The organism is Pseudomonas sp. LBUM1649 (assembly GCF_059716155.1).
Genome location: NZ_CP166807.1, coordinates 4,794,629 through 4,810,018, shown reverse-complemented (window position 1 = coordinate 4,810,018; position 15,390 = coordinate 4,794,629). Strand labels below are relative to the sequence as shown.

The following is a 15,390-nucleotide window of genomic DNA, read 5'->3' as shown; positions in this document are numbered from 1 at the left end:
GTGCAAATCGAAGAGTTTGAAGGACAACCATGACGTTCAAGGCGCCGGACAGCCTCGCCGAGCAAATCGCGCATCACCTCGCCGAACGCATCATTCGCGGCGAAATGAAGCCCGGGGAGCGCATCCAGGAACAGAAGGTCACGCAGGCACTCGACGTCAGCCGCGGCTCGGTCCGCGAGGCGTTGCTGATTCTCGAGCGCCGGCACCTGATCGCGATCCTGCCGCGACGAGGCGCCCACGTCACCGAGCTCACGGCGCACAAGGTCAAGAGCCTGTGCACGCTGATGGGCGAGATGTACATCCTGCTCGCCAACGCCGTGGCCAGTGGCTGGAAAGTCCAGGCCGACCTGGCGCCGTTCCTGCAGATTCAGCAGCGCCTGACGGCCAGCTACGAGCGTCAGGACATCCATACCTTCGTCGACGACAGTTTCAATGTGATGCGCGCCACGTATCCGTTCGCCGATAACCCGTACTTGCAGGAAACCGTCGAAAATCTGCAGCCGGCCATGAGCCGTGCGTATTTCCTCGCCCTGGACCAGCGCAAAGCCTCGATGAGCGAGTACCTGGCGTTGTTCGAGCGTCTGCTCGCCGCCGTGATTGCCCGTGACTTTCCACAGATTCGCGCAGTGCTGACCGCTTACGGCCAGCGCAGTTGCGATCTGGTGATCTCTGCCCTGACGGACGCATAAGCGTGCGGCTAAAGTGCATCAAGCTGGCGGGGTTCAAGTCCTTCGTCGATCCGACCACGGTGAACTTCCCCAGCAACATGGCGGCGGTGGTCGGACCCAATGGTTGCGGCAAGTCGAACATCATCGACGCCGTGCGCTGGGTGATGGGCGAAAGCTCGGCCAAGAACCTGCGCGGCGAGTCGATGACCGACGTCATCTTCAACGGTTCCACCAGCCGCAAACCGGTGAGCCAGGCGAGCATCGAGTTGGTGTTCGATAACTCCGACGGCACACTGCTCGGTGAATACGCCGCTTATGCGGAAATATCCATTCGCCGCAAAGTGACCCGCGACAGCCAGACCACTTATTACCTCAACGGCACTAAATGCCGTCGCCGCGACATCACCGACATCTTCCTTGGCACCGGCCTCGGCCCGCGCAGCTACTCGATCATCGAGCAGGGGATGATCTCCAAGTTGATCGAATCCAAGCCTGAAGACTTGCGCAACTTCATCGAAGAAGCGGCGGGGATCTCCAAGTACAAGGAGCGTCGGCGCGAAACCGAAAACCGCATCCGCCGCACCCACGAAAACCTGGAGCGCTTGACCGACCTGCGCGAAGAGCTCGAACGTCAGCTCGAACGCCTGCACCGTCAGGCCGAAGCGGCCAAGAAGTATCAGGAATACAAGGGCGAGGAGCGTCAGCTCAAGGCGCAACTGTCGGCCCTGCGCTGGCAGGACCTGAACGAACAGGTCGGCCAGCGCGAAGCGATCATCGGCACCCAGGAAATCAGTTTCGAAGCCCTGGTGGCCGAACAGCGCAACGCCGACGCCAGCATCGAACGCTTGCGCGACGGCCATCACGACCTCTCCGAGCGCTTCAATCTGGTGCAGGGGCGCTTCTATTCGGTCGGCGGCGACATCGCCCGGGTCGAACAGAGCATCCAGCATGGGCAGCAGCGTTTGCGCCAATTGCAGGACGATTTGAAGGAAGCCGAGCGTGCGCGCCTGGAGACCGAGTCGCACCTGGGCCACGACCGCACGCTGCTGCTGACCCTCGGCGAAGAACTGGACATGCTCACGCCGGAGCAGGAAGTCACCAGCGCCGCCGCCGAAGAGGCCGCCGCCACGCTGGAAGAATCCGAAACCACCATGCACGGCTGGCAGGAGCAGTGGGACACGTTCAACCTGAGCGCTGCCGAGCCACGGCGCCAGTCGGAAGTCCAGCAATCACGGATCCAGCAGCTGGAAACCAGCCTGGAGCGCCTGGCCGATCGGCACAGGCGCCTGGGTGAAGAGCGCGCCCTGTTGTCAGCGGACCCGGAAGATGCGGCGATCATGGCGCTCAACGAGCAGCTTGAGGCCAGCGAAGCGACCCTGGAAGACCTGCAAGCCAGTGAAGAAGCGCAGGTCGAGCGCCTTGAGCAACTGCGCCAGCAATTGCAGCACGCACTGTCGGCACAACAACAGGCCCAGGGCGATCTGCAGCGGCTCAACGGTCGCCTGGCTTCGCTCGAAGCCTTGCAGCAAGCCGCGCTCGACCCGGGCACCGGCACCGCTCAATGGCTACGCGAGCAGCACCTGGCGGACCGCCCGCGTCTGGCCGAAGGCCTGAAAGTCGAAGCCGGTTGGGAACTGGCGGTGGAAACCGTACTGGGTGCCGACCTGCAAGCGGTGCTGGTGGATGACTTCAGCGATTTCGATTTGTCCGGGTTTACCCAAGGCGATTTGCGCTTGCTCAGCCTCGCTACCGACGGCGCGCGCGTGCCCGGCAGTCTGCTCGACAAAGTCGAGGCGCAAATTGATCTGTCGCCATGGCTGGGGCAGGTCAAGCCCGTCGAAAGCCTCGAACAAGCGCTGGCGTTGCGTGGACAGTTGGCAGCGGGCCAGAGCCTGATCAGCCGCGACGGATATTGGGTCGGTCGGCACTTTTTGCGCGTGCGCCGCGCCAGCGAAGCGGAAAGCGGGATGCTCGCCCGTGGTCAGGAAATCCAGAAACTGGGCCTTGAACGCGAAGAACGTGAAGCTGCCGTCGAAACCCTGGAAACCGAATTGCAAAACCTGCGGGCGCAACAGCGCCAGCAGGAAAACGGCCGCGAACATTTGCGCCGTCTGCTGCAAGACGAAGCGCGTCAGCAAGGTGAGTTGAAAGCTCAATTGTCGGCCGGCAAAGCCAAGGCCGAGCAGTTGAACTTGCGCCGCACGCGCCTCGATGAAGAACTCCAGGAGTTGGCCGAACAGCGTGCCCTGGAGCATGAACACATCGGCGAAGCACGCCTGCAATTGCAGGAAGCGCTCGACAGCATGGCGCTGGACACCGAGCAGCGCGAGCTGCTGCTGGCCCAGCGCGACAGCCTGCGCGAACGGCTTGACCGGGTGCGCCAGGAAGCCCGTCAGCACAAGGATCACGCCCATCAACTGGCGGTACGCCTGGGTTCGCTGCGGGCCCAGCATGATTCGACGCGCCAGGCCCTGGAGCGCCTGGAAATGCAGGCCGAGCGCCTGACGGAAAAAAGCGAGCAACTCAGTCTCAACCTGGAGGAGGGCGAGGCGCCCCTGGAAGAGTTGCGCCTGAAACTCGAAGAGCTGCTCGACAAGCGCATGACCGTCGACGAAGAGCTCAAGACCGCGCAGATCGCCCTGGAAGATGCCGACCGCGAACTGCGTGAGGCCGAGAAGCGCCGCAACCAGGCCGAACAACAGTCCCAGCTGATTCGCAGTCAACTCGAAACCCAGCGCATGGAATGGCAAGCCCTGACCGTGCGGCGCAAAGCCTTGCAGGACCAGTTGCTCGAAGACGGTTACGACCTGCACGGTGTGCTGGCCACGCTGACCGCCGAGGCCAGCGAGAAAGCCGCCGAGGAAGAGCTCGAGCGTATTGGCGCGCGGATCCAGCGCCTGGGCGCGATCAACCTCGCGGCCATCGATGAATACCAGCAACAATCGGAGCGTAAACGTTATCTGGACGCCCAGAACGACGATCTGGTCGAGGCGCTCGATACGCTCGAGAACGTGATTCGCAAGATCGACAAGGAAACCCGTAACCGTTTCAAAGATACCTTTGATCAGATCAATGGCGGTTTACAGGCACTTTTCCCAAAAGTTTTCGGTGGAGGCCGCGCGTATTTGGAACTGACGGGCGAAGATCTACTCGATACAGGGGTGACGATCATGGCGCAGCCGCCAGGAAAGAAGAACAGCACCATCCATTTGCTCTCCGGTGGCGAAAAGGCCCTGACCGCATTGGCCCTGGTTTTTGCGATCTTCAAGTTGAACCCGGCGCCGTTCTGCATGCTCGATGAAGTGGACGCACCATTGGATGACGCCAACGTTGGACGCTATGCACGACTGGTCAAGGAGATGTCGCAAACGGTGCAGTTCATCTATATCACCCACAACAAGATCGCCATGGAAATGGCCGATCAACTGATGGGGGTGACGATGCACGAGCCGGGTTGCTCGCGTCTGGTGGCGGTGGATGTCGAAGAGGCCATGGCGATGGTGGACGCCTGAAGCGTGGCTTTCAGGGGGGATCTTTTAGCTGTGGGACACAATTAGCCATGCCGACTTGCTGGCCAATCGACATATTCGCGGGACCAACGTGACAGACGGTGTAAAGTTGCCTTTGGTCGTGCTAGTTTAATGTCAAAATTTCGTATGCGTGGGCAAAACGCCTGTCAGAACATAGAGTTGGCGCCACGTTTTAAAGCGGTTTACAGATTGTAAGCCCCTTATTTTTCAGCATTTTTTATAGAGGCACGGGATTACATGGAAATCGGTCTGCGCGAGTGGCTGATCGTCATCGGCATTATTGTCATTGCCGGTATTCTTTTCGATGGCTGGCGCCGTATGCGCGGCGGCAAGGGAAAACTGAAATTCCGTCTTGACCGGAGCCTGTCCAACCTGCCGGAAGAGGACGCCAGCCCCGAGCTGTTGGGCCCGTCTCGCGTCCTGGATACGCACAAGGAACCGCAACTGGACGAGCATGACCTGCCGTCGGTGAGCATGCCGGCCCGCGAATCGGGCTCCAAGCGCGGCAAGCGTGGCCATGGCGAGCCTTCCCAGGGCGACATGAACCTCAGCCTGGATCTGGACGGCGGTCCGAGCTTCAGCAGCCGTGACGACGATTTCCCGGATGACACCAAGCCAGCGCCAGCGGCCAGCGACAAGGAACAGCCGCAAGCCGAAGAAGTGCTGGTCATCAGCGTGATCTGCCGCGATCCTGCCGGCTTCAAAGGCCCGGCGCTGCTGCAGAACATTCTCGAAAGCGGTCTGCGTTTCGGCGAAATGGACATCTTCCACCGTCACGAAAGCATGGCAGGCAATGGCGAAGTACTGTTCTCCATGGCCAATGCGGTCAAGCCTGGCGTCTTCGACCTGGACGACATCGACCACTTCAGCACCCCGGCGGTGAGCTTCTTCCTCGGCTTGCCAGGCCCGCGTCATCCCAAACAGGCTTTCGACGTGATGGTGGCTGCAGCGCGTAAATTGTCGCAAGAGCTGAACGGCGAACTGAAGGACGACCAGCGCAGCGTACTGACCGCCCAGACGATCGAGCACTACCGTCAACGCATCGTCGAATTCGAACGCCGCGCACTGACCCAGAAGCGTTGATTTGTAGGAGCACGGCTTGCCGGCGATGGCGTCCGTGAGATCGCCATCGCGAGCAAGCTTTGCTCCTACAATGAGCTTTTTGCCGTATCAACAGATTGAGCAGCCTCGGCTGCTCTTTTGCTTTATGAGAGAACACCCATGACTGCCGCCCAAGACCGCATTCTAGAGCTACGTGCCGAGCTGGATCTGCACAACTATCGCTATCACGTGCTGGACGAGCCGAGCATCCCGGACGCCGAGTACGACCGGTTGTTCAACGAGCTCAAAGCCCTCGAAGCGGCCAATCCCGATCTGGTCACCAGCGATTCGCCAACCCAGCGGGTCGGCAGCGCGGCGCTGTCGGCGTTCACCCAGGTGCGCCACGAAGTGCCGATGCTCAGCCTGGGCAACGCCTTCGAAGAAACCGACATGCGCGAGTTCGACCGTCGGGTGACCGAAGGCCTGGACCTGCCGGCCGGTGATTTGTTCGGCGCTGGCGCGGCGGTGGAATACAGCTGCGAACCCAAGCTCGATGGCCTGGCGGTCAGCCTGCTCTATCAGGACGGCATGCTGGTACGCGGTGCCACACGCGGCGACGGCACCACCGGTGAAGACATCAGCGTCAACGTGCGCACCGTGCGCAACATCCCGCTCAAGCTGCACGGCACTGGCTGGCCGGCGACCCTGGAAGTGCGCGGCGAAGTGTTCATGTCCAAGGCCGGTTTCGAACGGCTCAATGCCACGCAACTGGAAGTCGGCGGCAAGACCTTCGCCAACCCGCGCAACGCCGCGGCAGGCAGCTTGCGCCAGCTGGACTCGAAGATTACCGCCAACCGTCCGCTGGAGTTCTGCTGCTACGGTATCGGCCAGGTGTCTGCGGACATCGCCGATACGCACATCGGCAATCTGCAACAGCTCAAGGCCTGGGGCATGCCCATCAGCCATGAGCTGAAGCTGGCGAACGGCATCGATGAGTGCCTGGATTACTACCGCGACATCGGCGAACGCCGCAATGCCTTGCCCTACGAAATCGACGGTGTGGTGTTCAAGGTCAACAGCATCGCGTCCCAGCGTGAACTGGGCTTCCGTGCCCGCGAACCGCGCTGGGCCATCGCCCATAAGTTCCCGGCCATGGAAGAACTCACCGAGTTGCTCGACGTGGAGTTCCAGGTCGGTCGCACCGGCGCGGTGACGCCGGTGGCGCGCCTCAAGCCGGTCAAGGTCGCCGGGGTCACCGTGGCCAACGCAACGCTGCACAACATGGACGAAGTGGCGCGTTTGGGCCTGATGATCGGCGACACAGTGATCATTCGCCGCGCCGGCGACGTGATTCCGCAAGTAGTGCAAGTGGTCACCGAGCGTCGCCCGGAAAACGCCCGGCCGGTGCAGATCCCTGAGCAGTGCCCGGTGTGCGGCTCCCACGTCGAGCGCACACAACTGGTCAAGCGCAGCAAGGGCCGCGAGACCGTCAGCGAAGGCGCGGTGTATCGCTGTGTCGGTCGCCTGGCCTGCGGTGCGCAGCTCAAGCAGGCGATCATTCACTTCGTCTCCCGCCGGGCCATGGACATCGAAGGCCTGGGCGACAAGAGTGTGGAACAGCTGGTCGATGAAGGGCTAGTGAGTTCGCCGGCCGATCTGTACGCCCTGAAGTTCGATGACATTGTCGACCTGGAAGGCTTCGCCGAGCTGTCGAGCAACAAGCTGCTCAGTGCCATCGCCGACAGCAAGAAACCGGGCCTGGCACGCTTCATCTACGCCCTGGGGATTCCCGATGTCGGCGAAGAGACGGCCAAGGTGCTGGCACGTTCCCTGGGTTCGCTGGAGCGGGTCCAGCAGGCCTTGCCGCAAGTGCTGACCTACTTGCCGGACGTCGGCCTGGAAGTGGCCCACGAAATTCACAGCTTCTTCGAAGACGCGCACAACCAGCAGGTGATTACCGAGCTGCTCAACCACGGCTTGCAGATTCAGGATCAGGGCGGGCTGGGCGCCGAGTTTGCCGCCAGCACCACCTTGGGCGGTTTCCTCGACAAGCTGCACATCCCTTCGGTAGGGCCGGGCGGGGCGCAGAAACTGGCCGACAAGTTCGGCTCGCTGCAAGCGGTGATCAGCGCCGATTGGCTGGACATGCGCCAGGCTTTGCCGGAAAAGCAGGCCAACTCGGTTCGCGAGTTTTTCGCCGTCGAGGACAATCGCCAACTGGCCGTGGCCGCCGAGAAGCAACTGGCCGATTTCGGCATGCACTGGCAGAGCGAGAAGAAAGTCGTCGAAGGCCTGCCCCTGGCCGGCCAGACCTGGGTGCTCACCGGTTCGCTGGAATTGATGAGCCGCGATGTGGCCAAGGACAAACTCGAAGGCCTCGGCGCCAAAGTGGCCGGCTCCGTATCGGCCAAAACCCACTGCGTGGTCGCGGGACCGGGGGCGGGGTCGAAGTTGACCAAGGCTAACGAGTTGGGCTTGAAGGTGCTGGATGAAGAGGCGTTTGTGGTGTTCCTGAAAAACCACGGTATCCCAGTCTGACACCAAACCTGTGGCGAGGGGATTTATCCCCGTTCGGCGGCGAAGCCGGCGCAAATCCAGCAATCGTGTTCAATCTGGCACAACGGGTTGAATGGATTTAGGGTCGCTTCGCGACCCAGCGGGGATAAATCCCCTCGCCACAAAGCTGTTTTGAAGCACGGAACGATCTACACCCAGGAATGATCTAGTCTTGGCAAGCCCCAGGGAGAGATCGCTCATGTACCGCTTCTTCGAACAGCTCACTTCGCGCATCGCCGCACCCTTCATCGGCGAAAGCTCGCGCAACAGCAAGATCTGGCCCTGTCGTTGCGGGCAGTCGCTGTTCTTTCGCAACAGCCAGTGCCTGGCCTGTTCGGCAGCCTTGGGTTATCAACCGCAGCTGAGTCGCTTGTCCTCGCTGCAACCGGGCGAGCAACCCGACACCTGGCTGCTCGATGCCGATCCCGGTGCCGGCGTGTTCCGTCGCTGCGCTAATCTCGATTCGCCGGCCGCGTGCAATTGGCTGCTGCCGGCCAATGACCACGATGCGTTGTGCGTCGCCTGTAGCCTGAACCGCACCATTCCCGATTTATCCATCGCCGAAAACCACGAGCGCTGGCGCAAGATGGAAACCGCCAAGCGCCGACTTATCGCGCAGTTGCTCAGCCTCGGGTTGCCGGTCATCCCGAAAACCCTGGACGAAGAAGTCGGCCTGGCCTTCGATTTCATCGGCGTCGACCTCGAAGGCAAGGCACCGACCACCGGCCACGCCAACGGCCTGATCACCCTCGATATCAAGGAAGCCGACGACGCCCACCGCGAACAGGTGCGGGTGCAAATGCACGAACCTTATCGCACGTTGCTCGGGCATTTCCGCCACGAAGTCGGGCATTACTATTGGGACCGCTTGATCGCCAACAGCGATTGGCTGGAACCTTGTCGCGGCCTGTTCGGCGATGAACGCGCCAGCTACGCCGAGGCCCTGGAACGGCATTATCAGCAAGGCGCGCCGATCGACTGGCAGCAGCAATACGTCAGCGCCTACGCCACCATGCACCCTTGGGAAGACTGGGCCGAAACCTGGGCTCACTACCTGCACATGATGGACGCCGTCGACACCGCGCTCGGGTTTGGCATGAGCGCGCGGGAAATGGACCTCGACTATCAGCCCTTTGCTCCCAGCACCCTATACGATCCGCAGCATCCCGGCGGCACCGCGTTTCTGTCATTCGTCAATGCCTGGATCGAACTGGCCGGCATGCTTAATGAACTGTCGCGCAGCATGGGCCAGCCGGATTTCTACCCCTTCGTGCTGCCGCCAGCCGTGATCGGCAAGCTGCACTTCATCCACCTGGTGATCCAGCGCGAGGGAGGCAGGGCGGATGAGGTACTGGCGCAATAGTTGTGCATGATGGCAATTCAGTTTCAATTAAGTTCGTTTCGCTAAGGTGACCTCCGTAGGCAACACATAAAAGATACGGAGACACCCCATGAAATCCTTCACTGCCCTGTTCATCGCATCCCTCATCGGCCTGACCGCGAGCCTCGCTCACGCGCGTGACCTCGGCCCCGACGAAGCCCTGAGGCTGCGCGACGCTGGTAACATTGTGTCTTTCGAGAAGCTCAATGCCACCGCGCTGGCCAAGCACCAAGGTTCCACCGTCACCGAAACCGAACTGGAAGAAGAGTACGGCAAGTACATCTACCAGGTTGAACTGCGCGATCCGCACGGCATCGAGTGGGACCTGGAAATGGACGCGGTCAGCGGGCAGATTCTCAAGGATCATCAGGACACGTAATGACGCTGCAATCCTTTTCCCATCGACGCGCCAGCGGCCGCCTGGCGCTGGCGCTGCTGGTTTTTTGCTCGGTGGTCGTGGCCCGCGACCTCGACCAGGACGAGGCCCTGCGCCTGCGCCAACAGGGTGTGATCCTGCCGCTCGAGCAGCTTCTGCAAAAAGCGCTGGATCGTTATCCGGGAGCCAAGCTGCTGGAAGCCGAGCTCGAAGAGAAGCACGACGTCTACATTTATGAAGTCGAACTGCTGACCACCGAAGGCGTGGTCCGCGAACTGGACATCGACGCCACCACAGGCCATTTACTCAAAGACAAGGAAGATTGACCGATGCGTTTGCTCCTGGTGGAAGACCACGTGCCGCTGGCCGACGAACTGGTGGCCGGCCTCAATCGCCAAGGGTATGCCGTGGACTGGCTGGCCGACGGTCGCGACGCGGTGTACCAGGGCAGCACCGAACCCTATGACCTGATCATCCTCGACCTCGGCCTGCCGGGGCTGCCGGGGCTTGAGGTGTTGACGCAGTGGCGCGTCGCTGGCCTGGCGACGCCGGTGCTGATCCTCACCGCACGCGGTTCATGGGCTGAGCGCATCGAAGGCCTCAAGGCCGGTGCCGACGACTACCTGACCAAACCTTTCCACCCCGAAGAACTGCACCTGCGCATTCAGGCCCTGTTGCGCCGCTCCCATGGCCAGGTCAATCAACCGACCCTGAAGGCGGCCGGGCTGCAACTGGATGAGGGGCGCCAGTGCGTGACCCGCGATGGCGCCGACATCCAGCTCACGGCCGCCGAGTTTCGCCTGTTGCGCTACTTCATGCTGCACCCGGAACAGATCCTTTCCAAAAGCCACCTGGCCGAACACCTCTACGACGGTGAAACCGAGCGCGACTCGAATGTGCTGGAAGTCCACGTCAATCACCTGCGGCGCAAACTCGGGCGCAGCGTCATCGAAACCCGTCGCGGTCAGGGTTACCTGCTCGGTGGACAAGCCCGGTGAAGTCGATCCAGCGCCGTTTGAGCCTGGGCCTGATCAGCGTGATGGTGATCGTCGGCCTGGTATTGGCGCAAACCAGCCTGTGGCTGTTCGAAGTGGGTTTGCAGCGCTACCTCGAAGCCGGGTTGCGCAACGACAGCGAAAACCTCTTGGTGGCACTGGTGCGCGGCCCCCAGGGCTTGCAACTGGATGAGCGGCTGTTGTCGCCGGCTTATCAGCGGCCGTTTTCCGGCCACTATTTCCGCATCGATTTTGCCGACAGACATTGGCGTTCCCGTTCACTGTGGGACCAGGAGCTGCCACGCCTCGACCGCCCGGGCCTGGAGAGCAATCTGCAACTGGGACCGGAAGGCCAGCAGTTGCTGGTGCTGCGTTCGGACTATCGGCGCTTGGGCCAGTCGATTTCCATCAGCGTGGCGCAGGACTACACCCCGGTGCGCGAGAGCTTCCAGCGCATGCAGCAGATCGGCCTCGGGCTGGGACTGGCGGGCTTGCTGCTGATCCTGCTGCTGCAACGGATCACCGTGCGGCGCGCCTTGCGCCCGCTGGAAAAAGCCCGGGAACAGATCGCGCAACTGCAACAGGGCCAGCGCTCGCAACTCGATGATCAAGTGCCGATCGAACTGGAACCGCTGGTGACCCAGATCAACCATTTGCTGGCCCACACTGAAGACAGCCTCAAGCGATCGCGCAATGCCTTGGGCAACCTCGGCCATGCCCTGAAAACCCCGTTGGCGGTGTTGTTGAGCCTGGCCTCCAGCGAGCAACTCGACGCCCACCCGCAACTGCGCCAGGTCCTCAAGGACCAACTGGAACAGGTCCGCCTGCGACTCAATCGCGAACTCAACCGCGCCCGCCTGGCCGGCGACGCCTTGCCGGGGGCCTTGTTCGATTGCGATGCCGAACTGCCGGGGTTACTAGCCACCCTGAACATGATCCACGGTTTACACCTGCACCTCAGCTATGTCGCGCCCACCGGCCTGCAGCTGCCCTGGGACCGCGAGGACCTGCTGGAACTGCTCGGCAACTTGTTGGACAACGCCTGCAAATGGGCGGACGCCGAAGTGCGCCTGAGCGTGGTCGAAACCGCGCAGGCCTTTGAGCTAAGCGTGGAAGACGACGGCCCGGGGATTCCCCAGGACCAGCGCGATCAGGTATTCAGCCGCGGCACGCGCCTGGATGAACAGACCGACGGACATGGCCTGGGCCTGGGCATCGTGCGCGACATCGTCGACACCTGGGGCGGGGTGTTGCTGCTGCGCGAAAGCGAGTGGGGCGGCTTGAAAGTGTCCATCGAACTGCCCAAACGCTGAAACAGCGGGGCGATCAACGCCCCTCAAGCAACCCGGCCGCCTGATCCAGCAAGGCCAAAGGCTCCTTCGCCTTGTGGATATCCACCGACAGCAACTGACGAAACTTGCGCGCCCCCGGAAACCCGGTGCCCAGCCCCAGCACATGGCGAGTGATATGGTGCATCGCCCCCCCGGCGTCCAGGTGCGCAGCGATATAAGGCCGCAACTGTGCCAGCGCCTCGGCGCGCGTGATCACCGGCGCGGTGCTGCCAAACAACTGCTGATCCACCTCGGCCATCACGTAGGGATTGTGATAAGCCTCACGCCCGAGCATCACACCGTCGAACGTCTGCAAATGCTCGTGACAGGCTTCCAGGGTCTTGATCCCGCCGTTGAGAATAATCTCCAACTCCGGAAAATCCGCCTTCAACCGCGCGGCCACGTCATAACGCAACGGCGGAATATCGCGATTCTCCTTCGGCGACAATCCCTCCAGAATCGCGATCCGCGCATGCACGGTAAAACTGGTACAACCGGCATCACGCACCGTACCGACGAAATCGCACAGCTGCTCATAACTGTCACGCCCATTGATCCCGATCCGATGCTTCACAGTCACCGGAATCGACACCGCATCGCGCATCGACTTCACACAATCGGCCACCAACTGCGGATGCCCCATCAGGCACGCCCCGATCATATTGTTCTGCACCCTGTCACTGGGGCAGCCAACATTCAGATTCACTTCATCGTACCCATGCTCCTGCGCCATCCGCGCACACGCCGCCAAGTCCAGCGGCACACTGCCGCCCAACTGCAACGCAAGCGGGTGCTCGGCTTCGTTGTGCCGCAGGAACCGCTCGTGATCGCCGTTGAGCAAAGCGCCGGTGGTGACCATTTCGGTGTAGAGCAGCGCGTGCTTGGAGAGCAGGCGCAGGAAGAAACGGCAGTGACGGTCGGTCCAGTCCATCATGGGGGCGACGGAGAAACGGCGGGAGAACGGGGCGGGTGTGGCGTTGGATACGGACATTGGGGATCTGGAATCGGTGAGGCTGGGAGGTGGGGGAGTTTATCAGGATTGGGGGTTGGGTGAGTCTTGCTCCTTCTGCAGCCATCGGAAACGCCGTAGTTAGTTACGTTTTCAACAGCTGTAGAGCGCGTGTTTAAAAACACTCAGTGATACTTCGCACCGGCTACAACACCTTGCGTCGTTGCCTACAGCTGAGACAGAATCCGCCGGCTTGTGCGTCTAGAGCATGGGTTCTATCGTTTGCCGGTCACTGAAAAAACCAGTGATCGGGTTTGGTAGGCCCGTAGCATCGACGCCTGGCGTCACCTTTGACTGTCCAATGTTTGGACGGTGTTTTTATGGTGGCCATGCGCAGGGCTCCTTCGGGAGCGCCGGTTACGATGCCCGGTCTACCAACCTTCGTATGGTCGCCACCCTTCGTTTGGTAGCGAGGCGGTGATGGCTCCTTTCTAAATAGCATCGGAGTTCCATCCATGTTCAAGGTCACACCCAATCCGCCGGACACCGATCCGGCATCCCCGTACGAAACCCTCGATTCAAAAAAACTCCACGATGCCGCCGAGCGCGCCCTCGACGATCACCTAAAGCTGGACGTCCCCATCATGGATACCCCGCGAACACCCAGCACCATGTTCATCGTCAACCCAGAGCTCGATACCGAAACCCTGCTGGCCCATGCTTGTGAGTCGCTGGCGTCGGCCAATTTCCTGACCATGGATCTGGCGGATCATATGGAGGGGCCCAGGCGAAATTCCTTGTTAGGTATTGCGCAAGTCATCATGTTGGGTGAGCTGGCGGTGAACCGGGCGCTGGGTCGACTCGAGCCACCTGAGTAGTCACGTTTTTCTTGAGGCGAGGTGGGGCTTGCCCTATTCGGCTGCGTAGTTGGAAAAAGGGCGGATTTATTATTTATATGCATGCGCGTACAAAAAATTAATCCGTCCCCCTTTTCGCCGTGGTTCATTAGCGTCTATCGGTGAGTGAGCTTATGAAGCTTCTATTTGAAGGCGATCACGGTAAGGCTTTATGTGAGCACTGCCAGCAGATTGTTATCACGACTTATGTCCGCCGCAATGTTCCATTCAGCGATGGCCACGGCGAGGCGAAGGACGTTTTGGTTGGGGTTTGTGACGTTTGTGACACGATCGTTGTAATTCCGGCGCAATCTACTCCGGCTCTCCAAGAGGCGCGAAAGCACCATTTGACCCCTGGGAATGGGACGGGAAAAGTGGGAAAATGTAGTGGTCTAATGAAACCGGACACCCATTTAGGCGAGAATGCTCGCCAGATCGAGGTGTCAGATGACCAAACAACGCCGTTCCTTTTCTGCTGAATTCAAACGCGAGGCTGCCGACCTCGTGCTCAAGCAAAACTATAGCTACATCGAAGCTAGCCGTTCACTCGGCGTCGGCGAGTCGGCCCTGCGCCGCTGGGTCGATCAGGTTCAGCAGGAGCGCCAAGGCGTCACTCCGCAGAGCAAAGCGCTGACCCCAGAACAGCAGAAAATCCAGGAGCTGGAAGCCCGGATCGCCCGCCTTGAACGGGAAAAATCGATATTAAAAAAGGCTACCGCGCTCTTGATGTCGGAAGATCACGAGCGTACGCGCTGATCAATCAGCTGAGCGTCCATGAGCCGATTGATTGGCTGTGCAAGGTGTTTGAAGTCCCCCGTTCGTGCTACTACGCCCAGCGCCATAGGCGCCGAACGCCGGATGTCGAACGGCTTCGGTTGCGCAGCCGGGTGAGCGAGCTGTTCTCGCAAAGTCGCAGTGCTGCGGGCAGCCGCAGCATCCTGTCACTGATGCGTGACGACGGTGAGCAGCTCGGTCGATTCAAAGTGCGCAGCTTGATGCGCGAGCTTGATCTCGTCAGTAAACAACCCGGATCACATGCCTATAAACGAGCGACGGTTGAACGGTTGGATATCCCCAACATCTTGAATCGGGAGTTCGATGTTCCGGCACCCAACCAGGTGTGGTGCGGTGACATCACCTACATCTGGGCCCAGGGGAAATGGCATTACTTGGCTGTCGTGCTGGATCTTTGCACGCGCCGGGTGGTGGGCTGGGCGTTGTCGGAAAAGCCGGACTCCGATCTGGTTATTAAGGCGCTGGATATGGCTTACGAGCAACGAGGAAAACCTCAGGGACTGCTGTTTCACTCGGATCAAGGGTCGCAGTATGCGAGTCGTTTATTTCGCCAGCGGCTGTGGCGTTATCGCATGCGCCAAAGCAGGAGTCGCCGGGGGAATTGCTGGGACAACGCGCCAATGGAGCGCGTGTTCCGCAGCTTGAAAACGGAATGGATACCGACCACGGGTTACAGAACGACTCAAGAGGCTCAGCGCGATATCAGCCACTTCTTGATGCATCGGTACAACTGGGTTCGACCCCATCAATTCAACGATGGGCTGGCGCCAGCTCGGGCCGAAGAAAAACTTAACGTCGTGTCCGGGATTAGTTGACCACTACAGTACGCTTGGTAGCAGTTTCAGCAAATACAGTTCTGGTTTGCTACATGA

The 15,390-nt window shown here is 60.7% G+C and carries 13 protein-coding genes; 12 read left to right on the top strand and 1 reads right to left on the bottom strand.

The genetic code is table 11. The features are described from left to right. Positions 1 to 29: 29 nt before the first annotated feature. The 9 genes from ACA058_RS22170 (at position 30) to ACA058_RS22130 (ending at position 11,860) form a co-directional block, all read left to right on the top strand. On the top strand, positions 30 to 689 hold the full coding sequence (locus ACA058_RS22170) for a GntR family transcriptional regulator (RefSeq protein WP_497635912.1): 660 nt from the start codon (positions 30 to 32) through the stop codon (positions 687 to 689). Positions 690 to 691: 2 nt separating this feature from the next. Then, positions 692 to 4,180, top strand: coding sequence for a chromosome segregation protein SMC (gene smc / locus ACA058_RS22165; protein ID WP_497635911.1), 3,489 nt, complete (start codon positions 692 to 694; stop codon positions 4,178 to 4,180). 255 nt (positions 4,181 to 4,435) lie between these two features. Then, positions 4,436 to 5,281, top strand: coding sequence for a cell division protein ZipA (zipA, locus tag ACA058_RS22160; protein WP_497635910.1), 846 nt, complete (start codon positions 4,436 to 4,438; stop codon positions 5,279 to 5,281). Between the two features lie 138 nt (positions 5,282 to 5,419). Further along, the gene (ligA, locus tag ACA058_RS22155) at positions 5,420 to 7,777 is read left to right on the top strand and encodes an NAD-dependent DNA ligase LigA (protein ID WP_497635909.1); all 2,358 of its coding nucleotides are present in this window, start codon (positions 5,420 to 5,422) and stop codon (positions 7,775 to 7,777) included. Between the two features lie 217 nt (positions 7,778 to 7,994). Beyond that, positions 7,995 to 9,158 (top strand): zinc-binding metallopeptidase family protein, encoded by a 1,164-nt coding sequence (locus ACA058_RS22150; RefSeq protein ID WP_497635908.1) that lies wholly within the window; start codon positions 7,995 to 7,997, stop codon positions 9,156 to 9,158. Between the two features lie 88 nt (positions 9,159 to 9,246). After that, the gene (locus ACA058_RS22145) at positions 9,247 to 9,555 is read left to right on the top strand and encodes a PepSY domain-containing protein (RefSeq protein ID WP_497635907.1); all 309 of its coding nucleotides are present in this window, start codon (positions 9,247 to 9,249) and stop codon (positions 9,553 to 9,555) included. After that, positions 9,555 to 9,878: a PepSY domain-containing protein gene (locus ACA058_RS22140; RefSeq protein ID WP_497635906.1), complete on the top strand. Its 324-nt coding sequence runs from the start codon at positions 9,555 to 9,557 to the stop codon at positions 9,876 to 9,878. Before ACA058_RS22145 ends, ACA058_RS22140 begins: the two co-directional genes overlap by 1 nt. A gap of 3 nt (positions 9,879 to 9,881) precedes the next feature. After that, positions 9,882 to 10,550: a response regulator transcription factor gene (locus ACA058_RS22135; protein ID WP_497635904.1), complete on the top strand. Its 669-nt coding sequence runs from the start codon at positions 9,882 to 9,884 to the stop codon at positions 10,548 to 10,550. After that, the gene (locus ACA058_RS22130) at positions 10,547 to 11,860 is read left to right on the top strand and encodes a sensor histidine kinase (protein WP_497635903.1); all 1,314 of its coding nucleotides are present in this window, start codon (positions 10,547 to 10,549) and stop codon (positions 11,858 to 11,860) included. Before ACA058_RS22135 ends, ACA058_RS22130 begins: the two co-directional genes overlap by 4 nt. Before the next feature lie 13 nt (positions 11,861 to 11,873). Here the strand turns inward: ACA058_RS22130 and dusA are convergent, their stop codons facing one another. Continuing rightward, positions 11,874 to 12,869, bottom strand: coding sequence for a tRNA dihydrouridine(20/20a) synthase DusA (dusA, locus tag ACA058_RS22125; protein ID WP_497635901.1), 996 nt, complete (start codon positions 12,867 to 12,869; stop codon positions 11,874 to 11,876). A gap of 473 nt (positions 12,870 to 13,342) precedes the next feature. On the opposite strand from dusA, the gene ACA058_RS22120 reads away from it, so the two are divergent. From ACA058_RS22120 to ACA058_RS22110, 3 genes are all read left to right on the top strand, one after another. Further along, positions 13,343 to 13,705 carry a DUF6124 family protein gene (locus tag ACA058_RS22120; RefSeq protein ID WP_497635900.1) on the top strand — a complete coding sequence of 121 codons (363 nt, stop codon included), beginning with the start codon at positions 13,343 to 13,345 and terminating at the stop codon, positions 13,703 to 13,705. Between the two features lie 152 nt (positions 13,706 to 13,857). Beyond that, positions 13,858 to 14,202: a hypothetical protein gene (locus ACA058_RS22115; RefSeq protein WP_497635899.1), complete on the top strand. Its 345-nt coding sequence runs from the start codon at positions 13,858 to 13,860 to the stop codon at positions 14,200 to 14,202. Further along, a protein-coding gene (locus tag ACA058_RS22110) for an IS3 family transposase (protein ID WP_497635898.1) occupies positions 14,171 to 15,333 on the top strand; the annotation gives its coding sequence in 2 pieces (ribosomal slippage) (positions 14,171 to 14,426 and positions 14,426 to 15,333; 1,164 coding nt in all). The genes ACA058_RS22115 and ACA058_RS22110 overlap by 32 nt, the downstream gene beginning before the upstream one ends. Positions 15,334 to 15,390: the final 57 nt, after the last annotated feature.

Coding starts and splice junctions, on each gene's coding strand:
- ACA058_RS22170 (WP_497635912.1), top strand. CDS start 30: ATGACGTTCAAGGCGCCGGACAGCCTCGCCGAGCAAATCGCGCATCAC.
- zipA (WP_497635910.1), top strand. CDS start 4,436: ATGGAAATCGGTCTGCGCGAGTGGCTGATCGTCATCGGCATTATTGTC.
- ligA (WP_497635909.1), top strand. CDS start 5,420: ATGACTGCCGCCCAAGACCGCATTCTAGAGCTACGTGCCGAGCTGGAT.
- ACA058_RS22150 (WP_497635908.1), top strand. CDS start 7,995: ATGTACCGCTTCTTCGAACAGCTCACTTCGCGCATCGCCGCACCCTTC.
- ACA058_RS22145 (WP_497635907.1), top strand. CDS start 9,247: ATGAAATCCTTCACTGCCCTGTTCATCGCATCCCTCATCGGCCTGACC.
- ACA058_RS22140 (WP_497635906.1), top strand. CDS start 9,555: ATGACGCTGCAATCCTTTTCCCATCGACGCGCCAGCGGCCGCCTGGCG.
- ACA058_RS22135 (WP_497635904.1), top strand. CDS start 9,882: ATGCGTTTGCTCCTGGTGGAAGACCACGTGCCGCTGGCCGACGAACTG.
- dusA (WP_497635901.1), bottom strand. CDS start 12,869: ATGTCCGTATCCAACGCCACACCCGCCCCGTTCTCCCGCCGTTTCTCC.
- ACA058_RS22120 (WP_497635900.1), top strand. CDS start 13,343: ATGTTCAAGGTCACACCCAATCCGCCGGACACCGATCCGGCATCCCCG.
- ACA058_RS22115 (WP_497635899.1), top strand. CDS start 13,858: ATGAAGCTTCTATTTGAAGGCGATCACGGTAAGGCTTTATGTGAGCAC.